Source organism: Mesorhizobium sp. B2-4-3, assembly GCF_006442815.1.
Classification (GTDB): Bacteria; Pseudomonadota; Alphaproteobacteria; order Rhizobiales; family Rhizobiaceae; genus Mesorhizobium.
Genome location: NZ_VFVL01000033.1, coordinates 37,095 through 57,427, shown reverse-complemented (window position 1 = coordinate 57,427; position 20,333 = coordinate 37,095). Strand labels below are relative to the sequence as shown.

Sequence of the window (20,333 nt, the reverse complement as noted above, 5' to 3'; positions counted from 1 at the left end):
CGGCAGGCGATCCGGACCGATCCGGGCCGCCTGCTTCCTCCCAAACGGACCAGAACCATGAGACGCGCGGTCGTCATCATCGGCGCGGGCCAGGCTGGCCTTGCGCTCAGCCATTGCCTCGGCCAGGCCGGTATCGACCATGCCGTGCTGGAGCGCGGCCGCATCGGCGAGCGCTGGCGCTCGCAGAGCTGGCGCTCGCTCAGGCTGCTCACGCCGAACTGGCTGAACGCCCTGCCCGGCTCGCCCTATGAGGGCGGCGATCCCGACGGCTTCATGAGCAAAGGGGCTTTCGTGGAAAGCCTGGAGCGCTACGCCTGGCAGTGGCATGCGCCCGTCGAGACCAATGTCGAGGTCACATCTGTCAAGAGGACCGGCGACGGCTTTGCCTTGCGCACCAGCGCCGGCGAGTGGTCGGCGCGCGCGGTCGTCGTCGCGACGGGACATTGCGACCGGCCGGTCATCCCTTTTTCGGCTGAGACCATTCGCGGACCGCTCAGTATTCACGCCTCGCAATATCGCTCGCCCGGCGAGTTGCCGGGCGGCGGCGTGCTGGTCGTCGGCGCCTCGTCCTCCGGCGTGCAGATCGCCGACGAGCTCGCCCGTGCCGGACGCCGCGTGGTGCTTTCGGTCGGCAAGCATACGCGCCTGCCCAGAACATGGCGCGGTCAGGATATCTTCTTCTGGCTGTGCGCAATGGGCCTGATGGCGCAGCGCCGGGAAGACCTCGCCAATCCGGAAGGCGCGCGACGCCAGCCGTCGCTGCAGCTCGCCGGTCGGCCCGACAGGGCCGATGTCGATCTCGCCACGCTGCAGGCGCTTGGCGTGGAGCTGACCGGGCGGGTGCGCGGCGTCGGCGATCGCGAGATCGCCTTCGCCGGCGACCTTGGCCAGCACATGGCCGCGGCGGAAGCGAAGCAGGCGCGCCTGCTCGACCAGATCGACCGCTTCACGGGCGTGGCGACACCAAACCGGCCCGAGCCGATTGCGATGCCGGCGCGCGCAGAACAGCTGTCGCTCACCGACGGATCGATCCGCACCATCATCTGGGCCACCGGCTATGCGCGCTCGCTCGGCTGGCTGGAGCCGCTGGCGCTCGGCGCCGACGGCGAGCTCGCGCATCAGGGCGGCGTCACCTGCGTGCCCGGCCTCTATGCGCTCGGCTTCCGCTTCCTGCGCAAGCGCGATTCCAACTTCATCGGCGGCGTCGGCGCGGACGCCGAAGCGATCGCCGCCGAAATCTCGCGTCATCTCGACTGCAACGGCCGCAAGGCGGCCTGAGGATCACGACCACCATGGCAACCAATCCCATCTCCCTCATGGCCACCCCCAGGCGCGGCCACTACGACGCCATCATCGTCGGCGCGCGCTGCGCGGGTGCGGCGACCGCGATGCTGCTCGCGCGCGCGGGTCTCAAGGTGCTTGCGATCGACCGCAAGCCGTACGGCTCCGACACGCTGTCGACGCATGCGCTGATGCGGCCGGCCGTGTTGCAGCTTTGGCGCTGGGGCCTGCTCGAGCCGCTGCTCAAGGCCGGGACGCCGCCGATCGAGACGACGACTTTCCACTATGGCGAGGAGGAGATCGCCGTCCCGCTCGCCGCCGGTTCGGACCTTCCCGGGCTGATCGCGCCGCGGCGCACGGTGCTCGACCGCATCCTGGTCGATGCGGCGCGCAAGGCCGGCGCGGAGGCCCTGCACGAGGTGGCGGTCGGCGACCTCTTCGCCGACACGCGCGGGCGCGTGCGCGGCATCGAAATCCGCGCCGCCGGTCGCGCATCCGTGAGGGTCAGCGCCGATATCGTGGTCGGCGCCGACGGCATCGGCTCGCTGGTCGCGAAATGCGTGGACGCCCAGCCCTTGCGGCGCGGCGCAGTGTCGGCCGCCCATGTCTATGGCTATGCGCCGGTCGAGCCGGGCGCCGGCTATCACTGGTACTTCCGCGACGGGATCGCCGGCTCGTTCATCCCGACCAATGACGGCCTCGCCTGCATCGTCGCCTCGGTGCCGACGAGCCTGTTCGACCAGCGCTTCCGCCTCGGCCACGCCCGCGCCCGCATGGACGTGCTCGAAGCGCTTTCGCCGGCGCTGGCAGCACAAGCGGCCCAGGCGCCGAAGGACGCCCGCCTGCAGGCGTTCCGGGGCGTGCCGGGCTATATCCGTCAGGCGCACGGCCCCGGATGGGCGCTGGTGGGTGACGCCGGCTTCTTCCGCGACCCGATCACCTCGCACGGCATTTCCGATGCGCTGCGCGACGCCGAGAGCCTCGCGCGCGCCATCCTCGACGGGTCCGACGCGGCATTCACGATCTGGCAGCGGCAGCGCGACCTGATCGCCAACCAGATCCTGGATACCACCGACGCGATCGCCGGCTTCGACTGGACGCTCGACGATATCGGCGAGCGGCATCGCCGCTTCAGCGCCGTGCTGAAGGCAGAGGTGCAGGCGCTGGCCGGGCAGCCCATGCCGGCCCGCCGCGCCCCTTCCCCTGCATCGCGGCCGACCGCCCACCGGGCGCCGGCCAACCAGGACGAGCCACCGGCCTCGGCCGGCTCGAACCTCAATCGCAACCGAACCGGAGCAAGACCATGACTATGCATGTGATGAAGGACGGGTGGGTCGGTGTCATCAAAGGGCGACCGCAATTGGGCGCTTTCGCCGAGCGCTCGCGGCGCACGCAGCCTCAGGATATCGACGCCTTCGCCGAGATGACCGGCGACCGCAATCCGCTGCATTACGACAAGGCGCTGGCCGAGGCTTCGGTGTTCGGCAAGCTCATCGTGCAGGGCGGCGTCACCTCAGGCATCCTGAACGCGGTGGTGGCGGAGGATCTTCCCGGCCCCGGCTCGGTGTTCCTCGAAGTCTCGTGGAAATTCGTCAAGGCGGTCGGCGTCGGCGAATTGATCACCGGCCGCGTCGAGGTCAAGGACGTGCGCGCCGACAAGCCGATCACAAAGCTGGAGACATCGGTGCGCAACGAAGCCGGCGAGCTTTGCCTCACCGGCACCGCCACGGTGTTCACCGTGCCATTGGCCGGGGGCTGAGAGCTTCTGGACCGCTTGGCTACGCGCCCGCCGTCTCGGCGATGAAGGCGCGGACGTGGTCGATGAACTCCTCGAAGGCGGGCTCGCCTTCGAGGAGGATGTGGTTCTGGCTCTCGAGCTCGATGAAGCGCGCGCCGGGAATGCCGGCGGCCATGGTGCGCCCGGATTCGACGGGAGCGACGTTGTCGTCCCGCGCGTGCAGCACCAGCGTCGGCACGCGCACCTTCTCCAGCAAGTCGCTGACATCGATCACGGAAAAGGCGCTCTGCAGGCGCCAGGCATCGTCAGGCGAGACGGTGCGCAGCATCAGATCGTCCATCCAGGCGAAATGCTCGTGCGTGGCGCCGGGGATGAACATGGAGCAGAACGCCTGGCGGAACATCGGGTTCGGCTTGCCCCAGCTCTCGCGCATCAGCGTCGCGGCGGCCTCGCGCGTCGCGATCTCGCCCGCGTCGCCACGCGCCCGCCAGCCTTTGACGTAGCCGCCATAAAGGATCATGCCCGAGACGCGCTCGGGATGCCGGATGGCGTAGGCGATCGAAACCGCGCAGCTCTGCGACAGGCCGAGCAAGGTGAAGCGATCGAGCGCCGTTGCCTCGACCACGCATTCGAGGTCCGACAGCATGGTCTCGAACGAGATATCGACGACATGCCTTTGCGACAGGCCGTTGCAGCGCTCGTCATAGCGCACCAGCCGGTTCCGGCGCGACAGTTCCCGCATCCAGTGCCGCCAGATCGGGCTGTCCCAGTCGAAGGTGAGATGCGACATCCAGTGCGCGGCGCGCAGGATCGCAGGGCCGCTGCCGGTGCTGGCATGGGCGAGCCTGGTGCCATCGCGAGCACGGCAGAATTGCACGGCGCGGCCGGGATCCTGCGATGACGCGGATTTCAACGGGACTTGCGGCGGCCGGGCGGAACCGGACTGCGATGCGCGACCCGTGGCTTGAGCAGCGGCCGACCGGACCCTGTCCTCCAGCGCCTCGGTCTCGGCGGCGAGCCTCGTATCGTCGGGCACGAGGCTGCGCAGGCGCTGGGCAAAGGGCAGCGCCCGCCGCGGCTGGTCCGCCAGGCGCTCGACCAGCTCGCGCAGGATGCCGAGCTCGACGATCTCCACCTCGCTGGCGATGGCCTGCCGCCAGGCTTCATAGTCGAAGCAGCGCTCGAGCGAGAGGTCGGCAAGAAAGCCGCCACGGATCGAGGCCAGGACGGCTTCGAGTTCCTCGGTCGAGCGGGAGGAAAGGTCGGCCTTCACCAGCGGCGCCAGCCGCGCGTAATCCGTCGCGACATTGAGCGCGACCGCGTTGCGATCGGCGGCAAGGGCTGTTTCAACACCGCCCAGGACCTGGCGGATCTTGGACAAGCTCCAGCGCAAGGCACCGCGCGGATCGTCGGGGACGTCCCAGAATATCTCGCACAACCGTTCGCGCTGGTGCTGCCTGGCGGTGACGGCAAGGTAGGCGAGCAGCGCCCGCGTCTTGCGCGACGGCGGCAGGTCAAGCGGCTGGCCGTCGCGCATAACCTGAAAATCGCCAAGCACGCGCAGTTCCAGCATGTGCTGATCGCCGTTCATGCGTCCACGCGCTTGTCGATCGCCATGATCCCCCTTCGGCCTTGGCCGGCGCCGCCAAAGGCAGCCGCTCGCCATAGCAAAATCGGCTAATTTAGGGAAGCGTGGTCCGGACGGCTCACGGCCCGAGGAACCAAATCTACTTGGCGGCGCGGACAGCCGCTTATGTCAATCAAGAGATGTGGCCGCTCGTTCACGCCTTTGCCGGAACCGGCCTCGACTTGATCGCTGTCGCCAGCACGACCCCGGCGACGATGAAGGCCGCGCCGAGCAGATCGTAGTCGTGCAGGCTCTCGCCGAGCAGCAGATAGGCAAGCACCGCGACGAACAGCGTCTGCAGGTAGAGCAGCATGCTCGCCCGGCTTGCACCCAGCGCCTCCACGCTTTTATTGTAGAGATAATACATCAGCGACCCGCCTGGCCCCGCCAGATAGGCGAGCGCGAGCAGGCCATTGCCGTTCAGGGCAGAGCGCTCGTCGTTGAAGATTTCCCACAGGTGGAACGGCAGCGCGACCAGCGCGCCGGCGCCGAGCAAAAGCACGACCAGCGGCAAGAGCTCAAGGCCGAACTTGGAGCGGCGCAACAGCACCGTATAGAGCGCCCAGCAGAAGGCGCTGCCGACGATCCACAATTCGCCGATGTTGAACCGCAGTTGCACCAGCGCATCCAGCTTGCCATGCGCGACGATCACCAGCATGCCGGCAAGTGCCGCAACCGCGCCGAGCGACTTCCAGAGTCCGAGCGGCTCGCCAAGCACCAAGCGCGCCAGCACCATGGTCATGATCGGCGACATCGCCATGATGATGCCGGCCGTGGTGGCGTCGGTGTCGTTCAGGCCATGGTAGATCATGCCCTGGCAGAGCGTGAGGCCGATCGCCCCCACGGCGACGATCTCCAAGGGCCGGGATTTGAGAAGCGCAATCATCGCGCCGTGATGGCGGTGCACGATCGGCAAAAGGATGGCGCAGGCCAGCAAGAGCCGCCAGAAACACAACCCCCATGGCGGCATTTCCGGCGCCACCCATTTGGCCGCGATGTAGACGCCGGCCGAGAGCAGCCAGCACAGCACGGCGGTGGGATAGCCGCCCAGGGATGATACCGCGGCGATGGCCGGCGGTTCCGGCTGATGGACTATCGGTATCGCCTGCATCGCATGCCCCCCGTTCGATGAACGTCAGCCCAGACGTAGCCGGTATTCTACCTCATCCTGGGGGTGTTACATACGGCTCCGACAAAGCCGTCCGGCAGAGATCAATGCGGCGTGTCGCTGGCCATATGCAGGTGCTCCCAGGCCGAGCCGACGCGACCATGGAACTGTGATGCGAATCGTTCGGCTTCGATGTCTTCGAGGCCGTCCTCGACAAGGGCCTCGATGCTCCGCCGCAGCAAGGCGAGCTGCATCTGCCGCGCATGCCTTGCGTCGGTTTCACGCATGATGGCCGTGACGTGATAGGCCACGACCGGCTGGCCAAGGCAGGACAGAAGCGCGCTCGACCCGGCTGTCGCTGCAGTGACCGCTTCCTCGATGTTCATTACGGCGCTCCCTCATCTAAGATGCTGGGCGCCTCCCGGCAGACGGCGACGGTATCCGCCGCTCTTTTCTAATTTTTGGCAGTCGCGAGATCATCGCTCGCGGCCAAAATCAGTATCCTCCAGAACCCTATTAAAGGCGACCGGATAGTTAATTGATGGTTAACGGCAAAGCTCGCATCTTAGGCATCCGAGCCGGCTTGGCGCATCGGTCAGTGACCGGGGATATTTCGCTCGGCAGACGGCGCGAGGCTTTGCGAACCGGGCACCGAAATCGGCGCGCCGTGAAGCACCCAGTCCGCCGCGATTTGCCCTATCACCGGGGCGAGCTGTATGCCGTAGCCACCGGCGCCGGCGGCCGTGATCAGCGCCGGCTCCGAGGCTTCGATCGGCCCGACGAAGGGGCGATGATCGGCGGTGACGGGATAAAGGCCCGCCCAGCCCCGGCCGAGCCGCGCGCCCGGCAGATCGGGCACGCGTTCCAAAAGCAGCTCGGCCAGGTCGACCTTCGACTGCTCCTCGCACTGGTCGTTGTAGTTGTCGGGATCCTCGGGCGCGATCGACTTCACCTTGTGGATCTCGGCGATCAGCTCGCCCGGCTTTTCGTGGCGGAAGTTGAGCCCGCTGCCTTCGCCGTTCACGAGGTCCATGACCATCGGCATGGTGTAGCCGAGCGGCTCGTCGAGATGGATGACGACGGCTTCGTGGCGCTCGGGCCAGATGTGCAGGCGCTGGCCCAAAAGCGCGGCGACCTGCGGCGCCCAGGCGCCGCCGGCATTGACCACGGCATCGCAATTGACCGCATCGCCATTGGTTTCCAGCGTATAGCCGCCCGGCCGCCGCTTTACGCTGAGCAGCTTGCGGTACTGGCGGATTGCGCCGCCCTTGTCGCGGACGATATCGGCCAGGAAATTGCACATCTCGTGCGGGTCGAGGAAGCCGTTGTCGGGCCCGAACAACCCGCCTTCGAGGCCGTCGGGGTTGATGTGCGGCACGAGATCCCTGAGTTCGCCGGCGCGGATCAGGCGCGACCTCAGCCCCGCTTCGCCCTGGATCTCGACCGATCTCGCGAACAGCTCCATCTGGGCGGGCGTGCGCGCCAGGCGCAGATAGCCGATATGGTTGAAGCGAAGCCCCTCGCCCTCCCATTGGCGGAACCGGCGCAGTGAATGGACGCGCAGCATGATCTCGAACGGGTCGGTCAGTTGCGATCCGACGACGCCGACCGACCGGCCGCTCGACCCAGAAGCGATCGACTGGGCTTCGAGCACCGTGACGCGCGCGCCCTGCTCGACAAGGTTGAGCGCCGTGCACATGCCGAGCGTGCCGGCGCCGATCACCACGACATGAGGAGCAGCTGTCATCTGTGGCCCGCCTGCTTTCACGACTGCGCGGCGACGTCGCCCAAGGTCTCGTCGATCGCTTGAAGAATGGCGCCGGCATCCGCTGCGGTCATCGGCGTCGACAGCGCGAACAGGCCATAGCTGGCGGAGAGCACGCCACGGCCAAGCAGGCCCTTGTGGAAGGCGTCGAATTTTTTCCGCTCAGCCTGGCCGGGATAGATGGAGCGGTAATCCGTGACCGGATGCGACGTGAAATGAACCTTGAACAGCGAGCCCAGGCCGACGCATTGGCCGGCAAGACCATGCTTTTCGAACGAGTCGGTGACCCCTTCGCGCAAGGATGCGCCGAGACGGTCGAGATGGGCGAAGCTCTCTTTCGTCAGCGCCCGCATCGAGGCAAGGCCGGCGCGCATGGTGACCGGATTGGCGGTGAAGGTGCCGCCATGCGGAAGCGCTGGTTTGCCGGCGGTCGGATCGAACACCGCCATGACATCGGCGCGCCCGCCCACGGCGCCGACAGGAAAACCGCCGCCGATGATTTTTCCGAGCGCCGTCAGGTCGGGCTCGATGCCCCACAGCCCTTGCGCGCCCGACCATCCGAGGCGAAACGAGATGACCTCGTCGAAGATGACCAGCGCGCCCGCTGCGTGGGCGATCTCCACCATGGCGTGAAGGTAGTCCCGGCGCGCCGGGATCAATCCCGCGCGGTTGGGCATCGGGTCGATCAGCACCGCCGCGATGCCGTCGCCCTCGGCGGCGAAGACGGCGCGCAGCGCCTCGGTGTCGTTGAAGGGCACGGCGATCACGTCGTCCAGCACGCCGCGCGGCGTGCCCTTGGCATAGGGCGTGGACCTCGGCAGATCGCCCCAGTTGGCGGGCGAGGAATCCAGGCTCACTTCGGCGAAATCGTAGGAGCCGTGATAGGCGCCCTCGATCTTGACGATCTTCGGCCGCCCGGTGAAGGCGCGCGCGGCCTTGATCGCCATCATCACGCCTTCGGTGCCGGAATTGGTGAAGCGGACCTGGTCGACCGAGGGCAGCCGCTCGACCAGGAGTTCTGCAAGCTCGATCTCGCTCAGCGTCGGGGCGCCGAAGGCCGTGCCGGAGGGCAATTGCCCGGCTACTGCCGCGATGACGTCCGGATGCGCGTAGCCGTGGATCATCGAGGTGAAATTGTTGATGCAGTCGTAATAGGAATTGCCGTCGACATCCCAGACCCTGCACCCCTCGCCGCGCGCGGCGTAGATCGGAAACGGATCGACGAAGACCGTGGTGCGCGTGTTGCCGCCCGGCATCACCTTCCTGGCGCGCTCGAACAGGGTTTTCGATCCGGGCATGGCGTCGGGATAATGCGGCATGGCTCTCCGAGGGCGATTCGACTGTTGAACGGCGGCGCAACACCGCTCGTCACGAAGCTACGGTTCGTTCCCGCGCCGGCGCAATCGGCCAGGCCGGGCATGCGACCCGACCAGGGGCATCCCGATCATTTCGCGGCGGCTGCAGCCGCGCGGTTCGGGTGCCTGAGATTGGTCGGCGTGATGCCGGCCTGCTGGCGGAAGACGCGGCTGAAATGGCCGGCATTGGCAAAGCCGCAGCGATAGGCGATCTCGCCGATCGCGAGATCGCTGCCTTCCAGCAGCGACCTGGCGTAATGAACCCGCAGCGCCAGATAGGCGGCCATCGGGCCGATGCCGAGCTCGGCGCCGAACAGGCGCTCGAGCTGGCGGCGCGAGCAGTTCTGCCTGGCGGCGATCTCGGCCACGGGGATCGGCTCCTGCAGATTGCTTTCCATCAGGAGCAGCGCCCGCTTCACCGCGCGGCTCGCGGCGGCGGGGAAAAGGTCGCCGACCGGCTGCACGTCGCGGCTGGAGCGGATACGGTCGAGCACCAGGATCTTGGCCGCCTTCTCCGCCGCCTTCCGGCCGATGAACTGCGAGACGAAATAGCCGGCGAGGTCGGCCGCACCGGTACCGCCGGCGCAGGTGGCGCGGCCGCGGTCGACGGAATAGAGGCTATCGGCATGGGCGTTCACATCGGGGAACTCGGCGCGAAAATCCTTGATGTGGAACCAGCTGACCGCGGCGCTGTAGCCGTCGAGCAGGCCGTAGCGCGCCAGCGCGAAGCTGCCGGTGCAGAGCGCGGTGAGCGGCACGCCTTTCGCGGCGGCGCGCAGCAGGAACGCTTCCTTTTCCGAACTCAGCTTGCGGCTGGTGTCGAGCAGGCCGCCGACCACCACGACATTGTCGAAATCCTCCGGATTGCCCATCGCCCTGGTCGGCAGCAATTCGACGCCGCAGCTGGCGCGGATCGGCAGGCCGCGCTCGCCGACGATCTCCCAGTCGAACTCGATCCTGCGGCTCCGGTCGCCCTCGTCGCCGGCAAGCCGCAGCGTGTCGATGAACAGCGACAGCGGCGACAAGGTGAAATCGCGCACCAGCAGAAATGCGAACTTCTTGGCCATGCTTTTGGGGCCGCCCTCTCATTTTGCCGTCCAGGACCGCCAGCCGCGACGTTTAGCAACAGCGAGCGGACTGGATAGCGCATGCCCTTGAATAGAGGTTTAGACCGTTGCATGATTCCTCGCGCGCTCTCGGCGACCGCCGGGCGTCGCAATCCGGCACGGTGCCGTCATCGCCGGACCTTCATCGAAAGCCGCGGAGCCATGGGGCGATGACGACCATCCATCAATTCGCTGTGTCGGAAGGGCAGGAATGGGTGCTGCCGGTCGATGACGACCATTACGAGGAGTTCTTCGGCCTCGACGGACGCTCGCTGGCGGGCTGGGAACCGCCGGTGATGCGGCGCGTCGAGGAAGGCGAGCGGCTCTATTCGGATTTCCCGTGGCTCGGCGAGCACGCGCCGCTCTTGCGCCGGCCGGCCGTCGACGCGTTGGCGGCGGCGCTCGCCCCCTATGGCGAGTTGGTCGCGCTGCGCGGCGAGAAGGTGTGGCTGCTTAATGTCACCAATGTGATCGACGCGCTGGACGAGGCGCGCTCGCAGATCGTCCGCTTCGACGACGGCGACATATTGGCGATCGAGCGCTACGCCTTCGATGCGGAGAAGATCGGGACGGCGGAAGTGTTCAAGCTGCCGATGCGGGCGTCCCCGGTCTTCGTCAATGAGGTGTTCGTCGAACGGGTCCGCAAGGCCGGGTTGCGCAACGTGTCGTTCGAGCCGGTATGGAGATCGGGAACGGCAATCGCCTGACGAATAACAGTTATTCCAATCATTGAGGTGGCGTCGTCCCTCATCCGCCTGCCCGCGCCTTCTCCAGGGCAATCGCATGGGTGGTTCCCCCACTCCGTCGCTGCTTCGCAGCGCCGAGATGGAGTGGGAGGAACCCTCTAGGCGATTTGCCGCATCCCGCTGTGCCGCCGCCCCTGGCCCGCCCGCTGGGCGCATCTGGAGCATCGCTCTGGCCCAACCCGGACATGCACGAACGGGATGGCCATTATAACCAGACGCTTTATAACGGGCGATCCGATTATGACCACCAAGGGGAGACGATGCGTTACATACGTCCGCTTTCAATCGAAGATGCCGTTGGCGAGCTCGCCAAGGCAGTAGGCCCGGCCGCGATCCTGGCCGGGGGCAGCGACCTTTTGGTGAGGATGAAGGGCGGCTTCATCGAGCCCGAGCTGATCGTCGACATCAAGGCAATCGGCGGCCTGGCCGACATTACCGAAACGGCCGACGGGTTTCGGATCGGCGCTGCCGTGCCCTGCGCGGTGCTAGGCGAGAACAAGGCGCTCAAGCAGGCATGGCCGGGCGTGGTCGAGGCCGCCAATCTGATCGGCTCCAAGCAGGTGCAGGGCCGCTGCACCATCACCGGCAATCTGTGCAACGCCTCGCCCGCCGCCGACAGCGTGCCGGCGCTGGTCGCGGCCGCGGCACAAGCGGTCGTCGCCGGGCCTTCGGGCAAGCGCACGATTGCCGTGGAAGCCGTGCCGACCGGACCGGGCCGCACGTCGCTGGCCAAGGGCGAGATCATCGAAGCGATCCTGCTGGAGAAGCGCCCTGAGCATGCGGGCGACGCCTATCTGCGCTTCATTCCGCGCACCGAGATGGATATCGCGGTGGTGAGCGCCGGCGTGAACCTGACGCTGGACGAGAAGGGCGCGATCAAGACCGCCCGCGTGGCGCTGGGCGCCGCGGCGCCCACGGTGCTTCTGGTAGAGGAAGCAGGCCAGGTGCTGGTCGGCTCGAAGCTCGACGAAGAGACGCTGGAGCGGCTGGCCAAGATCTGCGCCGGCGCCTGCCGCCCGATCGACGACAAGCGCGGCACCATCGAATTCAGACGGAAAGTCGCGGGCGTGCTGGCGCAAAGGGCCGCCGCCATCGCCTACAAGCGTGCGGGAGACAAATAATGGCCGGTGTAGCTGTATCAACCACGATCAACGGCGACGCCGTCGAATATCTGTGCCAGCCCGACGAGACGCTGCTGGACGTGCTGCGCGATCGCCTCGGCCTCACCGGCGCCAAGGAAGGCTGCGGCACCGGCGACTGCGGCGCCTGCAGCGTCATCGTCGATGGCCGCCTGGTCTGCTCCTGCCTGGTGCTGGGCGCGGAAGCCGAGGGCCGCAAGGTCGAGACCATCGAAGGCATGGCGCATGGCGACCAGTTGCACCCGCTGCAGCAGAAATTCCTCGAGCACGCGGCCTTGCAATGCGGCATCTGCACGCCGGGCTTCCTGATCGCGGCCAAGGACCTGCTGGAGAAGAACCCCTCGCCCACCGAGGAGGAAATCCGCTTTGGGCTCGCCGGCAATCTCTGCCGCTGCACCGGCTATGACAAGATCGTGCGCGCCGTCGAGGACGCGGCAAACGTGATGAAGGGAGCCTGAGATGAATTTCGATCCGCGCTACTCCGGACGCAATTTCTCTTCCGTCGGCACGCGGCCGATCCGCCCCGACGGCGTCGATAAGGTGACGGGACGCGCCCGCTACGGCGCCGACTTCAACATGGCTGGACAGCTGGTCGGCCGCGTGCTGCGCAGCCCGCACGCGCACGCCATCATCAAGAAGATCGACACCTCGAAGGCGGAAAAGCTCGCCGGCGTGAAGGCGGTGATCACGGCGAAGGACCTGCCCGACCTCACCGACGGCGATGCCGCCATGTACGACATCCTCGACAATTCGATGGCGCGCAAGAAGGCGCTCTATGACGGCCACGCGGTGGCCGCGGTGGCGGCGATCGACGCCCGCATCGCCCGCCAGGCGCTGAAGCTGATCGAGGTCGACTATGAGGTGCTGCCGCATGTGACCGATGTCGACGAAGCGGCGCAGCATCACGCGCCGCTGATCAACGACCAGGTCTTCACCGAGGGGCTGGAGGAAAAGCCGGCAAAGCCCTCCAACGTCACCAAGCGCACGCAGTTCGGCCATGGCGATGTCCACAAGGGTTTTGCCGAGGCCGATTTCGTTGTCGAGCGCTCGTTCAAGACCGAGCAGACGCATCAGGGCTATATCGAGCCGCATGCCTGCGTGGCGAGCGTCAACCCGGACGGCACGGCGGAGCTGTGGGTCTGCACGCAAGGCCATTTCGTCTACCGCCAGCATTGCGCGCAGCTGCTCGGGCTGGAAGCCTCGAAGCTGCGCGTCACCTCGTCCGAGATCGGCGGCGGTTTCGGCGGCAAGACCCATGTCTGGGCCGAACCGGTGGCGCTGGCGCTGTCGCGCAAGGCCGGCCGTCCCGTAAAACTGGTAATGACCCGCGACGAGGTTTTTCGCGCCTCAGGGCCAACCAGCGCCACCTCGATCGACGTCAGGATCGGCGCCAGGAAGGACGGCACCATTACCGCGGCGGAGGCGACGCTGCGCTATAGCTGCGGCCCCTATGCCGGCTCCTGGGCCGAGATCGGCGCGATGACGGCGTTCGCCTGCTACAGGCTCGAAAACGTCAAGACCGTCGGCTACGAAGTGCTGGTCAACCGGCCGAAGACCGCGGCCTATCGCGCGCCCTCCGCACCCATGGCGGCCTTCGCGGTGGAAAGCTCGATCGACGAGCTCGCCAAGGAACTCGGAATGGACGCGGTGGACTTCCGCATCAAGAACGCCGCGCAGGAAGGCACCCGCGCCTCCTACGGCCCGGTCTACGGGCCGATCGGCATCGGGCCGACGCTGGAGGCGGTGAAGAAGCACCCGCACATGAAGGCGCCGCTGAAAGCCAACCAGGGGCGCGGCATGGCCTGTGGCTTCTGGTTCAATTTCGGCGGCCAGACCTGCACGGATTTGAACATCGGCATGGACGGCACGGTGTCGCTGGCCGTCGGCACCGTCGACGTCGGCGGCTCCCGCGCCTCGCTGTCGCTGGTGGCGGCGGAGGAGCTCGGCATCGACTACGGCAACGTCAAGGCGATCGTCGCCGACACGTCTTCGCTGGGCTACAACGACATGACCGACGGCAGCCGCGGCACCTTCTCCTCCTCGATGGCGACCATCTCGGCCGCCCGCAACGCGATCAAGATCCTGAAGGATCGCGCCGCGCAGATGTGGGACATCCCGGTGGAGGACGTTACCTGGGAAAAGGGCCACGCCATCGCCAAGGGCGAGAAATACGGCAACCTCTCGCCGCTGTCGCTGAAGGACATCGCGGCCAAGTCGGGCACCACCGGCGGCCCGATCGCCGGCCATAGCGAGCTCGTCGCCGACGGCGCCGGCGTCTCCTTCGCCACCCATATCTGCGACATCGAGGTCGACCCCGAGACCGGCGCGACCAGGGTGATCCGCTACACGGTGGTGCAGGATGCCGGCAAGGCGGTGCACCCGACCTATGTCGAGGGCCAGTACCAGGGCGGTGCGGCGCAAGGCATCGGCTGGGCGCTCAACGAGGAGTATATCTACGGCAAGGACGGGCGGCTGCAGAACGCCGGCTTCCTCGACTACCGCATCCCGGTCTGCTCCGACCTGCCGATGATCGACACGCAGATCCTGGAAATCCCCAACCCCAACCACCCCTATGGCGTGCGCGGCGTGGGCGAGACCTCGATCGTGCCGCCGCTGGCGGCGATCGCCAACGCGGTGTCGAACGCGGTGGGCGTGCGCATGACCCACATCCCGATGTCGCCGCCGCGGATTCTCGCGGCGCTGGAGGCGGAGCGGGAAGGCTGAGAGGCATCCCAAGCTAGGGTAAGGTGTGTTGAGATTCAGGTCAGGCCGAGCCGAGAATGACGGCTTCCGAGAACCGGAGCGGAGCGTACTTGAAGTACGTGAGCACCGGAAGCGCAGGAAGCCGTCGTTCGCAGGCCGGCCTCACCTGAATATCAACGCACCTTGAGGCGATAATGGTCGCCGTCACCCTCTGGGGCTCGCTCAGCGCCGTCGCCGGCGGCAAGGCCAAGCACGAGATCGAGGCCAAGGACATCAGGGAGCTGTTCCGCAAGCTGGCGGAACAGTATCCCGGGATCGAGCCGTGGATCGACCGCGGGATCGCGGTGGCGATCGACGGGGTGATTTATCGCGATACCTGGGGGAAGGAATTGCCGGAGGGGGCGGAGATTTTTCTGCTGCCGCGGTTGGCGGGGGGGTGATGGCGAGAGAAGTTCACGGCACAAAGACTTGGCGATCTGGGCAATATTGGACTGCCTGTGATTGAATCACCTCCCCTATGTCCGTTTGAGGTCAAAAAGTGATATGCTGATCGACGGCGCCAGAACCGGCAAGCTATATTTTAGGTATTAGGCTGCATCGCGACTATCGCGAATGGTGAGAACTATAGTAGCGTCTGTATATGACCACGCTTCCGATACTAACCGCCTTTGAGATACGAGGATTTGCCCTATTTCCAGGTGGAGATGGCACCTCGGGAATATCGCGCCCCGTCGACAAAGGTGTAACGTTGATCGCCGGCATAAATGGTCTTGGCAAAACAACGTTGCTTATCGCGCTTCTGCGTCTGCTAACCGGCCCGAACGATCTCACCAGCGCAGGCCTTCCCGTCGTCGGATCCACCCTGCCCGAAAAGGCGCCGAGCCTTTCGCGCGAGGCGCTGCGTTTCTTTGCGCAACGCGTAGCGGATGATGCGAAAGATGCAACGGCGTCGCTTAAAGCTCAATTTGGCTCTCACCAGTTGTTTGTAAAACGGCGATTGCAGAACCTGCAAATTCTGGAAGCCACGGTTGACGGAATCCCTCTCGCAGTAATTGACGAGGCAAACTACCAGACCACGATGTGCCAGTTGATGCAGCTATCGTCGTTTGTCGATGTTCTGCTAGTACTGCATCACACGATTTTCTTTCCCGAAGGTCGCCCAGGGGCGCTGTGGGATCGCAATGCACAGCGCCAACTTCTGAGAGCAATATTGCTGCCCCCGCCGCTAGCAGCAAAGATATCGGAGCTAGAGAGACAGGTCGGCAGTGCCGACAGCGCTGCACGCAACCTCAATAGTGTCCTCGCGCCCCAACGGCGCCGATTGGAAGAGGCCAAGGCCGCTCAAGTGGCAGCGCCCGCAGTACGGGCAACTGTGAAGTCCAAACAAATGCTGCTAACTGCCGCAGAAGCACGGCGATCTACATTGGATGAGCAGCGTGAGACAGTACAAGCAGAGCGTAGGGCAGTCCAACTGGACTATGAGCGCGCTAAAATCGAAAGGGAGGAAAGTGCTCGAGCTGTTGAGCGACTTAAGTATGAGTCGCTGTCTCGCGTGTTTCCGAAGCTTGAAGATGCCGCTCTACTGACAGTGCTAACACTTCTTGCTAAGGGCGACTGCCTTGTATGTGGCGCACATGCTGAAGCGACCCGAGCCCACATGGAAGCGGAGCTTGCCGTCGGCATATGTCCCATATGCCACTCGCCGCCCTCGGAGCAGACTAATGTTGTCGCCGCGCACGAGGTGGAATCTTCCCGGTTAGAAAGACTTCGACAGCGTGCTGGCCAGGCAATCGATGAAGAAACGTCTTTGTCACGTAGGTTCACAGAACTTAATACAGAATACGACGATATTTTGACTCAGATTAAAGCCATGAGTTCGGAGATATCTGACTTGGAATCAGATTTGCGAACGCTTGATTCGCAGCTGCCGAGGCCAACAAAAGAGATTCAAGCCTTGGAGATGCAAGTCAAATCGATGGAGGAAACACTGGCGAGCCACCGCGCTAGGCGCGCTGAGCGCGCTGCCGAGCTGCGTGAAGCGCACAAGCTTGTTCAGGCTGCTGCCATCGAAAAGACGGAAATTCTCGAAGATGCCTTCGCTCGTTACGCTCGCAGCCTCCTGTCGGAGGACGCCGTCTTGGTCCGCGATAATATTGATGCCGGTATCGCGCAGGCGGAAGAGCAGTTCGAAGTCCCATCCTTTTATGCCGACATGACTTCAGCAGGACGACCTGGCATGTCGCGACGACGCAGCCAAGACGATGTTTCCGAATCACAACGCGAGCTCATTGACCTTGCGTTCCGCTTCGCTCTCGTGGACGCAGCTGAGGCCGCTGGCAGCTCCACGTTGGTCATGGAAACTCCAGAGGCCAGTTTGGACGAACTGGCTATGGAGCGCGTCGGTCGTTCCCTTCACGATTTTGCAGCTATGGGAGACAACCGTTTGGTCGCTACCAGCAATCTCACCAACGCTGGTATGATTTCTTGGCTATTTGGCGGGCCGACAAAAAGGAAAGCTGAAGTGAAGGTCCGTTACAATCGGACAATCAACCTCCTTGCGCTGAGTGCAAAGAATCGGGCGCTGCGTGACGATGTTGCTGGGCGATATCCAGCTCTTTTAGACAAAGCGTTGAGGGGTGGCTGATGTCCATGGCTGACACGCTGGCACCTCAAATCACGGACGAAGAACTTCAGCTCCTCCGTCAGCGAGGCCGCGTTCTTCTGTTGCTTGACGCAGCCGAGCGCGCTTCCGTCGCACCCCTTTCGACAGACAGATTGCACGCTCTTGCATATCTGGCCGACGTGCTGAGTCCTGTCTGGCATCTACCAGCCTTCGATCAGGTGGTAATGAAGTCAAGTGGCGGTCCATTCTTCCCAGAACTGCAACGTGAAATGGATCGCCTCGTAGCGGCGGGCCTTCTAGAGGTCTCTAATATTCGGTACGTCCCGCGCCCACGAGGGGGCGCCCGCATCGAAGGCTGCTATGGTCTTCGCTTCGGATCCCCCCACCTGGAGGATTTGCTCGGACGTCTCGGGGCTCGCGGATCCGATGCTGCTCTTGATCCACGCGACGTTCAGATCCACGCTTTTTTGATCGAACTCGCGGGTGCTCTGGCTCGCTTGCCGGGCGATGAACTTAGTCGCGCGGCAACCTCGGACGTCACGTACTCGGATAGGCGAGTCGACAACAACAACTTGATCTACATCACGCCAGCATCGATGCCGAACCGTAGCGTGGAGACGGCCGAACGGTTTGCCACCTTTATTCCTGAAGGCGCTAGCCTGTCCCCGGGCGAGAAGTTGTATCTTTATGCCACCTATTTGGGGCGGCGCGTCCATGGCGGATGAAGTCGCGAGTCAAATCGCAGATGTGTCAGATGCGGAACTTGCCTCGGTAACGCAAACGCTCGTCTTTCAGCCCGACGTTAGCGCAGATGACCGCGACAGATTCTTTGGTCAGGTCCAGGCTTTGGTGGAGGATCGCGCCCGTCGCGAGTGGCCAGGTGAAGACGGGAGCGGCATCTCTATATTTGTTCGCGCGGACTACCCTCGACAGGCTGCCTCGGCGCTGGCTGGCACCAAACCATCAGCAGATATGGTTGGCACTGACGAACCGTTAATGGGGCGCCTCTTCCTGCTTGACCGCAATGCATCTCAAGGCTGGTCAGGCGATCTGCCCTTTGCAGACTCTGGAGAGCTAATCGAATGGCTAACCACTTTACCTTTTGGCAGCAGCCAAGTGATATTAGTCTATCGTAGCACATCGCTTATGATCGAACGCGCCAACGGCGCCCAAGGCGGCATGACTCGCAAGGAGTCGATCCGCGCCAAGTTGCCGCCGGTCACACGTGAAGGATTACTTGAGGCTTTGAACCATTTTCACATGCACAGTGTGCTGACGCCGCAGAACTGTCCCGACGGGCTCTGGCGCGTAGGGCATGCTGAAGCCTACCATACCGGGCCAACACCTGAGGTGTCGCTTCAAGCTCAACTCAGAACTTTCCTGACGGCTTGGTTTCGAGGGCAATTGCATGTGGACCGCGAGACCACAACTGAGATTGGACGCATCGATATTGCGCTACTCATTCCCCCGTCGGATTCATCTGGCGGCCTCACTTATTGGGGGGTGGTAGAACTAAAAGTGGTTAAATCTTTCCGATATTCAAAGAACGGTAACGCTCCTGTCAAGGTTGGCCTGCTCACCAACGCTCGTGATGTCGCCAAAGGCGTTCTGCAAGCTCACGCTTTTCGCACGAACCGCGGGTGCGCCTACGCTGTGGTTGAAGTTTACGATATGCGTGCAGACAAGAAGGTTGATCCTCGCGAACACGCCGAGGTGAAAAAGGTGCTTCCCACTTGCTCTCCAACACCTGACATCAGACTTACACCTCTTTTTGGCTCCGCCCAGCAAGCCCGTGAGGCCGGATACTTCCCGCCCCCCTAGACTCTGGCGAGCACAACTAGCGTCTCGGATAGTTCACGGCCGCCACCTTGTTGAGGTGAAGCTCTCATGGACCTAAACGGCTCGGAACGAACCAGCTCGAATCCCCAACTCTCAGCTTGTTCGGCAAGTATCGCCGCCACAGGAACGTCTATGCCGGCATAACGGCTATCGCCGACTACCATATATACTCGGCCGCGCTCGCGAAGCCGCGATGACAGCCCCTTGAGAATGTCGCCGACGTCGTCAAAGTAGGCGGCGATCATTGGCGGAATATTTTGATCCCATAGAGCGGCTCTGACCTCTTCTAGCGATTTCAACGTCTGCTCCAGCAGCGAGCCTGAGGCCGGGCGTGCAGCACTCAAGTCGCGCTTTATCTGAACATGGCTTCGCAAAGTTGACTTGCGAAGCTCGCGGTTTTCTTTGGCGCTATTGAGATAGCCCATCATCCACAGCTCAATATTGTAAACATCGGTGTAGTCGAATGAATTCGGGTACGGAGGTGAAAAAATAGCTATGTCTGCCGGCTCAACCTCGGTCAGACGAATTCTGGCATCACCGCGCAAAACCTCATAGTCGCAGCAGCGACGCGCTTCAAAACGGCGCAAATCGAAAAGTGCGCTCAACACGCCTTGCTCGAACATTGTGTCGATAACATCAGGATTAATTGGAGCCTCTTTCCATCGGCGGCGGTATCGCCGGCCTTTGCCACTGACCAAAGCATTGCTGGCCGGCACGGCAGTTGCCCCTAAAAGTACACCCAGCAATCGGCGTGTTGCCAAATCTTCTACCGTTCCAATCGCACTCCGATAGGCACAGAAACGTGCCGCCACATCTTTGGAGAATAGATAACGGCCAGCGACTCCGGGCTCAATAAATGTTGGAGGCGCGTGCAGAAGTAATTCCGCAGGATCACGGCTCTTTCCGTATGCCTTGTCGACTACGGCGGTGAAGCCGCTTACGACCTTGTCGATCTCATATCGACAAATCTTGGCTTCGATCAGGTCTGCCAGAAATGGGTTCACTTCGATAGTTGAAGGCCGGGCCCCCAAAAATTGCGCTGCCAGCGCAGTGGTACCGGATCCTCCAAAAGGATCGATGACTTTCTGGACATTGCCGACCTCTTCAATCGCCATTCGCACCAACTCGGGAGCGAACGCCTCTTTGAAGCGCCTCCATCCTTGAAAGGGCAAAGTTGGCGCGCCGGTATTAGTGCCAAGCGTCGGCACATCCCTGCGACCTGTCCATTCCTCAAATCGAACATAAGCAGTTGATGTAGTTCCAGCCACGGCAACCTCGCTGAGCGGATACTCGTGGCAAAGGC

The 20,333-nt window shown here is 64.0% G+C and carries 18 protein-coding genes; 11 read left to right on the top strand and 7 right to left on the bottom strand.

Features of this window, described 5'->3' with window-relative positions:
- Positions 1 to 57 precede the first annotated feature (57 nt).
- Genes FJ956_RS25190 through FJ956_RS25180 form a run of 3 tightly spaced genes read left to right on the top strand, consistent with a single transcriptional unit; the run spans position 58 to position 3,040 of the window.
- The gene (locus FJ956_RS25190) at positions 58 to 1,278 is read left to right on the top strand and encodes an NAD(P)/FAD-dependent oxidoreductase (RefSeq protein ID WP_140681382.1); all 1,221 of its coding nucleotides are present in this window, start codon (positions 58 to 60) and stop codon (positions 1,276 to 1,278) included.
- A gap of 14 nt (positions 1,279 to 1,292) precedes the next feature.
- On the top strand, positions 1,293 to 2,588 hold the full coding sequence (locus tag FJ956_RS25185) for an NAD(P)/FAD-dependent oxidoreductase (RefSeq protein WP_140681380.1): 1,296 nt from the start codon (positions 1,293 to 1,295) through the stop codon (positions 2,586 to 2,588).
- Positions 2,585 to 3,040, top strand: a complete 456-nt coding sequence (locus tag FJ956_RS25180) for a MaoC family dehydratase (RefSeq protein ID WP_246672163.1) — start codon at positions 2,585 to 2,587, stop codon at positions 3,038 to 3,040. The genes FJ956_RS25185 and FJ956_RS25180 overlap by 4 nt, the downstream gene beginning before the upstream one ends.
- Before the next feature lie 19 nt (positions 3,041 to 3,059).
- Here the strand turns inward: FJ956_RS25180 and FJ956_RS30905 are convergent, their stop codons facing one another.
- From FJ956_RS30905 to FJ956_RS25150, 6 genes are all read right to left on the bottom strand, one after another.
- A complete protein-coding gene (locus FJ956_RS30905) occupies positions 3,060 to 4,610 on the bottom strand; it encodes an alpha/beta hydrolase (RefSeq protein ID WP_246672162.1) in 1,551 nt (516 codons plus the stop codon).
- A 190-nt stretch (positions 4,611 to 4,800) separates the two neighbouring features.
- Positions 4,801 to 5,757, bottom strand: a complete 957-nt coding sequence (locus FJ956_RS25170) for an EamA family transporter (RefSeq protein WP_140681378.1) — start codon at positions 5,755 to 5,757, stop codon at positions 4,801 to 4,803.
- 101 nt (positions 5,758 to 5,858) lie between these two features.
- Entirely contained in the window at positions 5,859 to 6,140 is a 282-nt protein-coding gene (locus tag FJ956_RS25165) for a hypothetical protein (RefSeq protein ID WP_140681376.1), read from the bottom strand.
- 209 nt (positions 6,141 to 6,349) lie between these two features.
- Positions 6,350 to 7,501 carry an FAD-dependent oxidoreductase gene (locus FJ956_RS25160; RefSeq protein WP_140681374.1) on the bottom strand — a complete coding sequence of 384 codons (1,152 nt, stop codon included), beginning with the start codon at positions 7,499 to 7,501 and terminating at the stop codon, positions 6,350 to 6,352.
- 17 nt (positions 7,502 to 7,518) lie between these two features.
- On the bottom strand, positions 7,519 to 8,838 hold the full coding sequence (locus tag FJ956_RS25155) for an aspartate aminotransferase family protein (protein ID WP_140681372.1): 1,320 nt from the start codon (positions 8,836 to 8,838) through the stop codon (positions 7,519 to 7,521).
- Positions 8,839 to 8,963: 125 nt separating this feature from the next.
- Complete coding sequence (locus FJ956_RS25150; RefSeq protein WP_140681370.1) at positions 8,964 to 9,941, bottom strand: GlxA family transcriptional regulator; 978 nt, start codon at positions 9,939 to 9,941, stop codon at positions 8,964 to 8,966.
- Between the two features lie 209 nt (positions 9,942 to 10,150).
- Here FJ956_RS25150 and FJ956_RS25145 point away from each other — a divergent pair, with 209 nt between their 5' ends.
- The 8 genes from FJ956_RS25145 to FJ956_RS25110 all read left to right on the top strand — a co-directional run bounded on the left by FJ956_RS25145 (position 10,151) and on the right by FJ956_RS25110 (position 19,012).
- Positions 10,151 to 10,687 carry a DUF1629 domain-containing protein gene (locus tag FJ956_RS25145; protein WP_140681368.1) on the top strand — a complete coding sequence of 179 codons (537 nt, stop codon included), beginning with the start codon at positions 10,151 to 10,153 and terminating at the stop codon, positions 10,685 to 10,687.
- A 299-nt stretch (positions 10,688 to 10,986) separates the two neighbouring features.
- Positions 10,987 to 11,847: a xanthine dehydrogenase family protein subunit M gene (locus FJ956_RS25140; protein WP_140681366.1), complete on the top strand. Its 861-nt coding sequence runs from the start codon at positions 10,987 to 10,989 to the stop codon at positions 11,845 to 11,847.
- The gene (locus FJ956_RS25135; protein WP_140681364.1) at positions 11,847 to 12,323 is read left to right on the top strand and encodes a (2Fe-2S)-binding protein; all 477 of its coding nucleotides are present in this window, start codon (positions 11,847 to 11,849) and stop codon (positions 12,321 to 12,323) included. The genes FJ956_RS25140 and FJ956_RS25135 overlap by 1 nt, the downstream gene beginning before the upstream one ends.
- A 1-nt stretch (position 12,324) precedes the next feature.
- Positions 12,325 to 14,589 carry a xanthine dehydrogenase family protein molybdopterin-binding subunit gene (locus tag FJ956_RS25130; protein WP_140681362.1) on the top strand — a complete coding sequence of 755 codons (2,265 nt, stop codon included), beginning with the start codon at positions 12,325 to 12,327 and terminating at the stop codon, positions 14,587 to 14,589.
- A 173-nt stretch (positions 14,590 to 14,762) separates the two neighbouring features.
- Positions 14,763 to 15,008, top strand: coding sequence for a MoaD/ThiS family protein (locus tag FJ956_RS25125; protein WP_140681360.1), 246 nt, complete (start codon positions 14,763 to 14,765; stop codon positions 15,006 to 15,008).
- Positions 15,009 to 15,208: 200 nt separating this feature from the next.
- The gene (locus tag FJ956_RS25120) at positions 15,209 to 17,212 is read left to right on the top strand and encodes an AAA family ATPase (RefSeq protein WP_140681358.1); all 2,004 of its coding nucleotides are present in this window, start codon (positions 15,209 to 15,211) and stop codon (positions 17,210 to 17,212) included.
- 5 nt (positions 17,213 to 17,217) lie between these two features.
- The gene (locus FJ956_RS25115; protein ID WP_140681356.1) at positions 17,218 to 17,916 is read left to right on the top strand and encodes a hypothetical protein; all 699 of its coding nucleotides are present in this window, start codon (positions 17,218 to 17,220) and stop codon (positions 17,914 to 17,916) included.
- The gene (locus tag FJ956_RS25110) at positions 17,906 to 19,012 is read left to right on the top strand and encodes a hypothetical protein (protein WP_140681354.1); all 1,107 of its coding nucleotides are present in this window, start codon (positions 17,906 to 17,908) and stop codon (positions 19,010 to 19,012) included. The genes FJ956_RS25115 and FJ956_RS25110 overlap by 11 nt, the downstream gene beginning before the upstream one ends.
- Here FJ956_RS25110 and FJ956_RS25105 read toward each other — a convergent pair.
- Positions 19,009 to 20,298, bottom strand: a complete 1,290-nt coding sequence (locus FJ956_RS25105) for a site-specific DNA-methyltransferase (RefSeq protein ID WP_140681352.1) — start codon at positions 20,296 to 20,298, stop codon at positions 19,009 to 19,011. The genes FJ956_RS25110 and FJ956_RS25105 overlap by 4 nt on opposite strands.
- Positions 20,299 to 20,333: the final 35 nt, after the last annotated feature.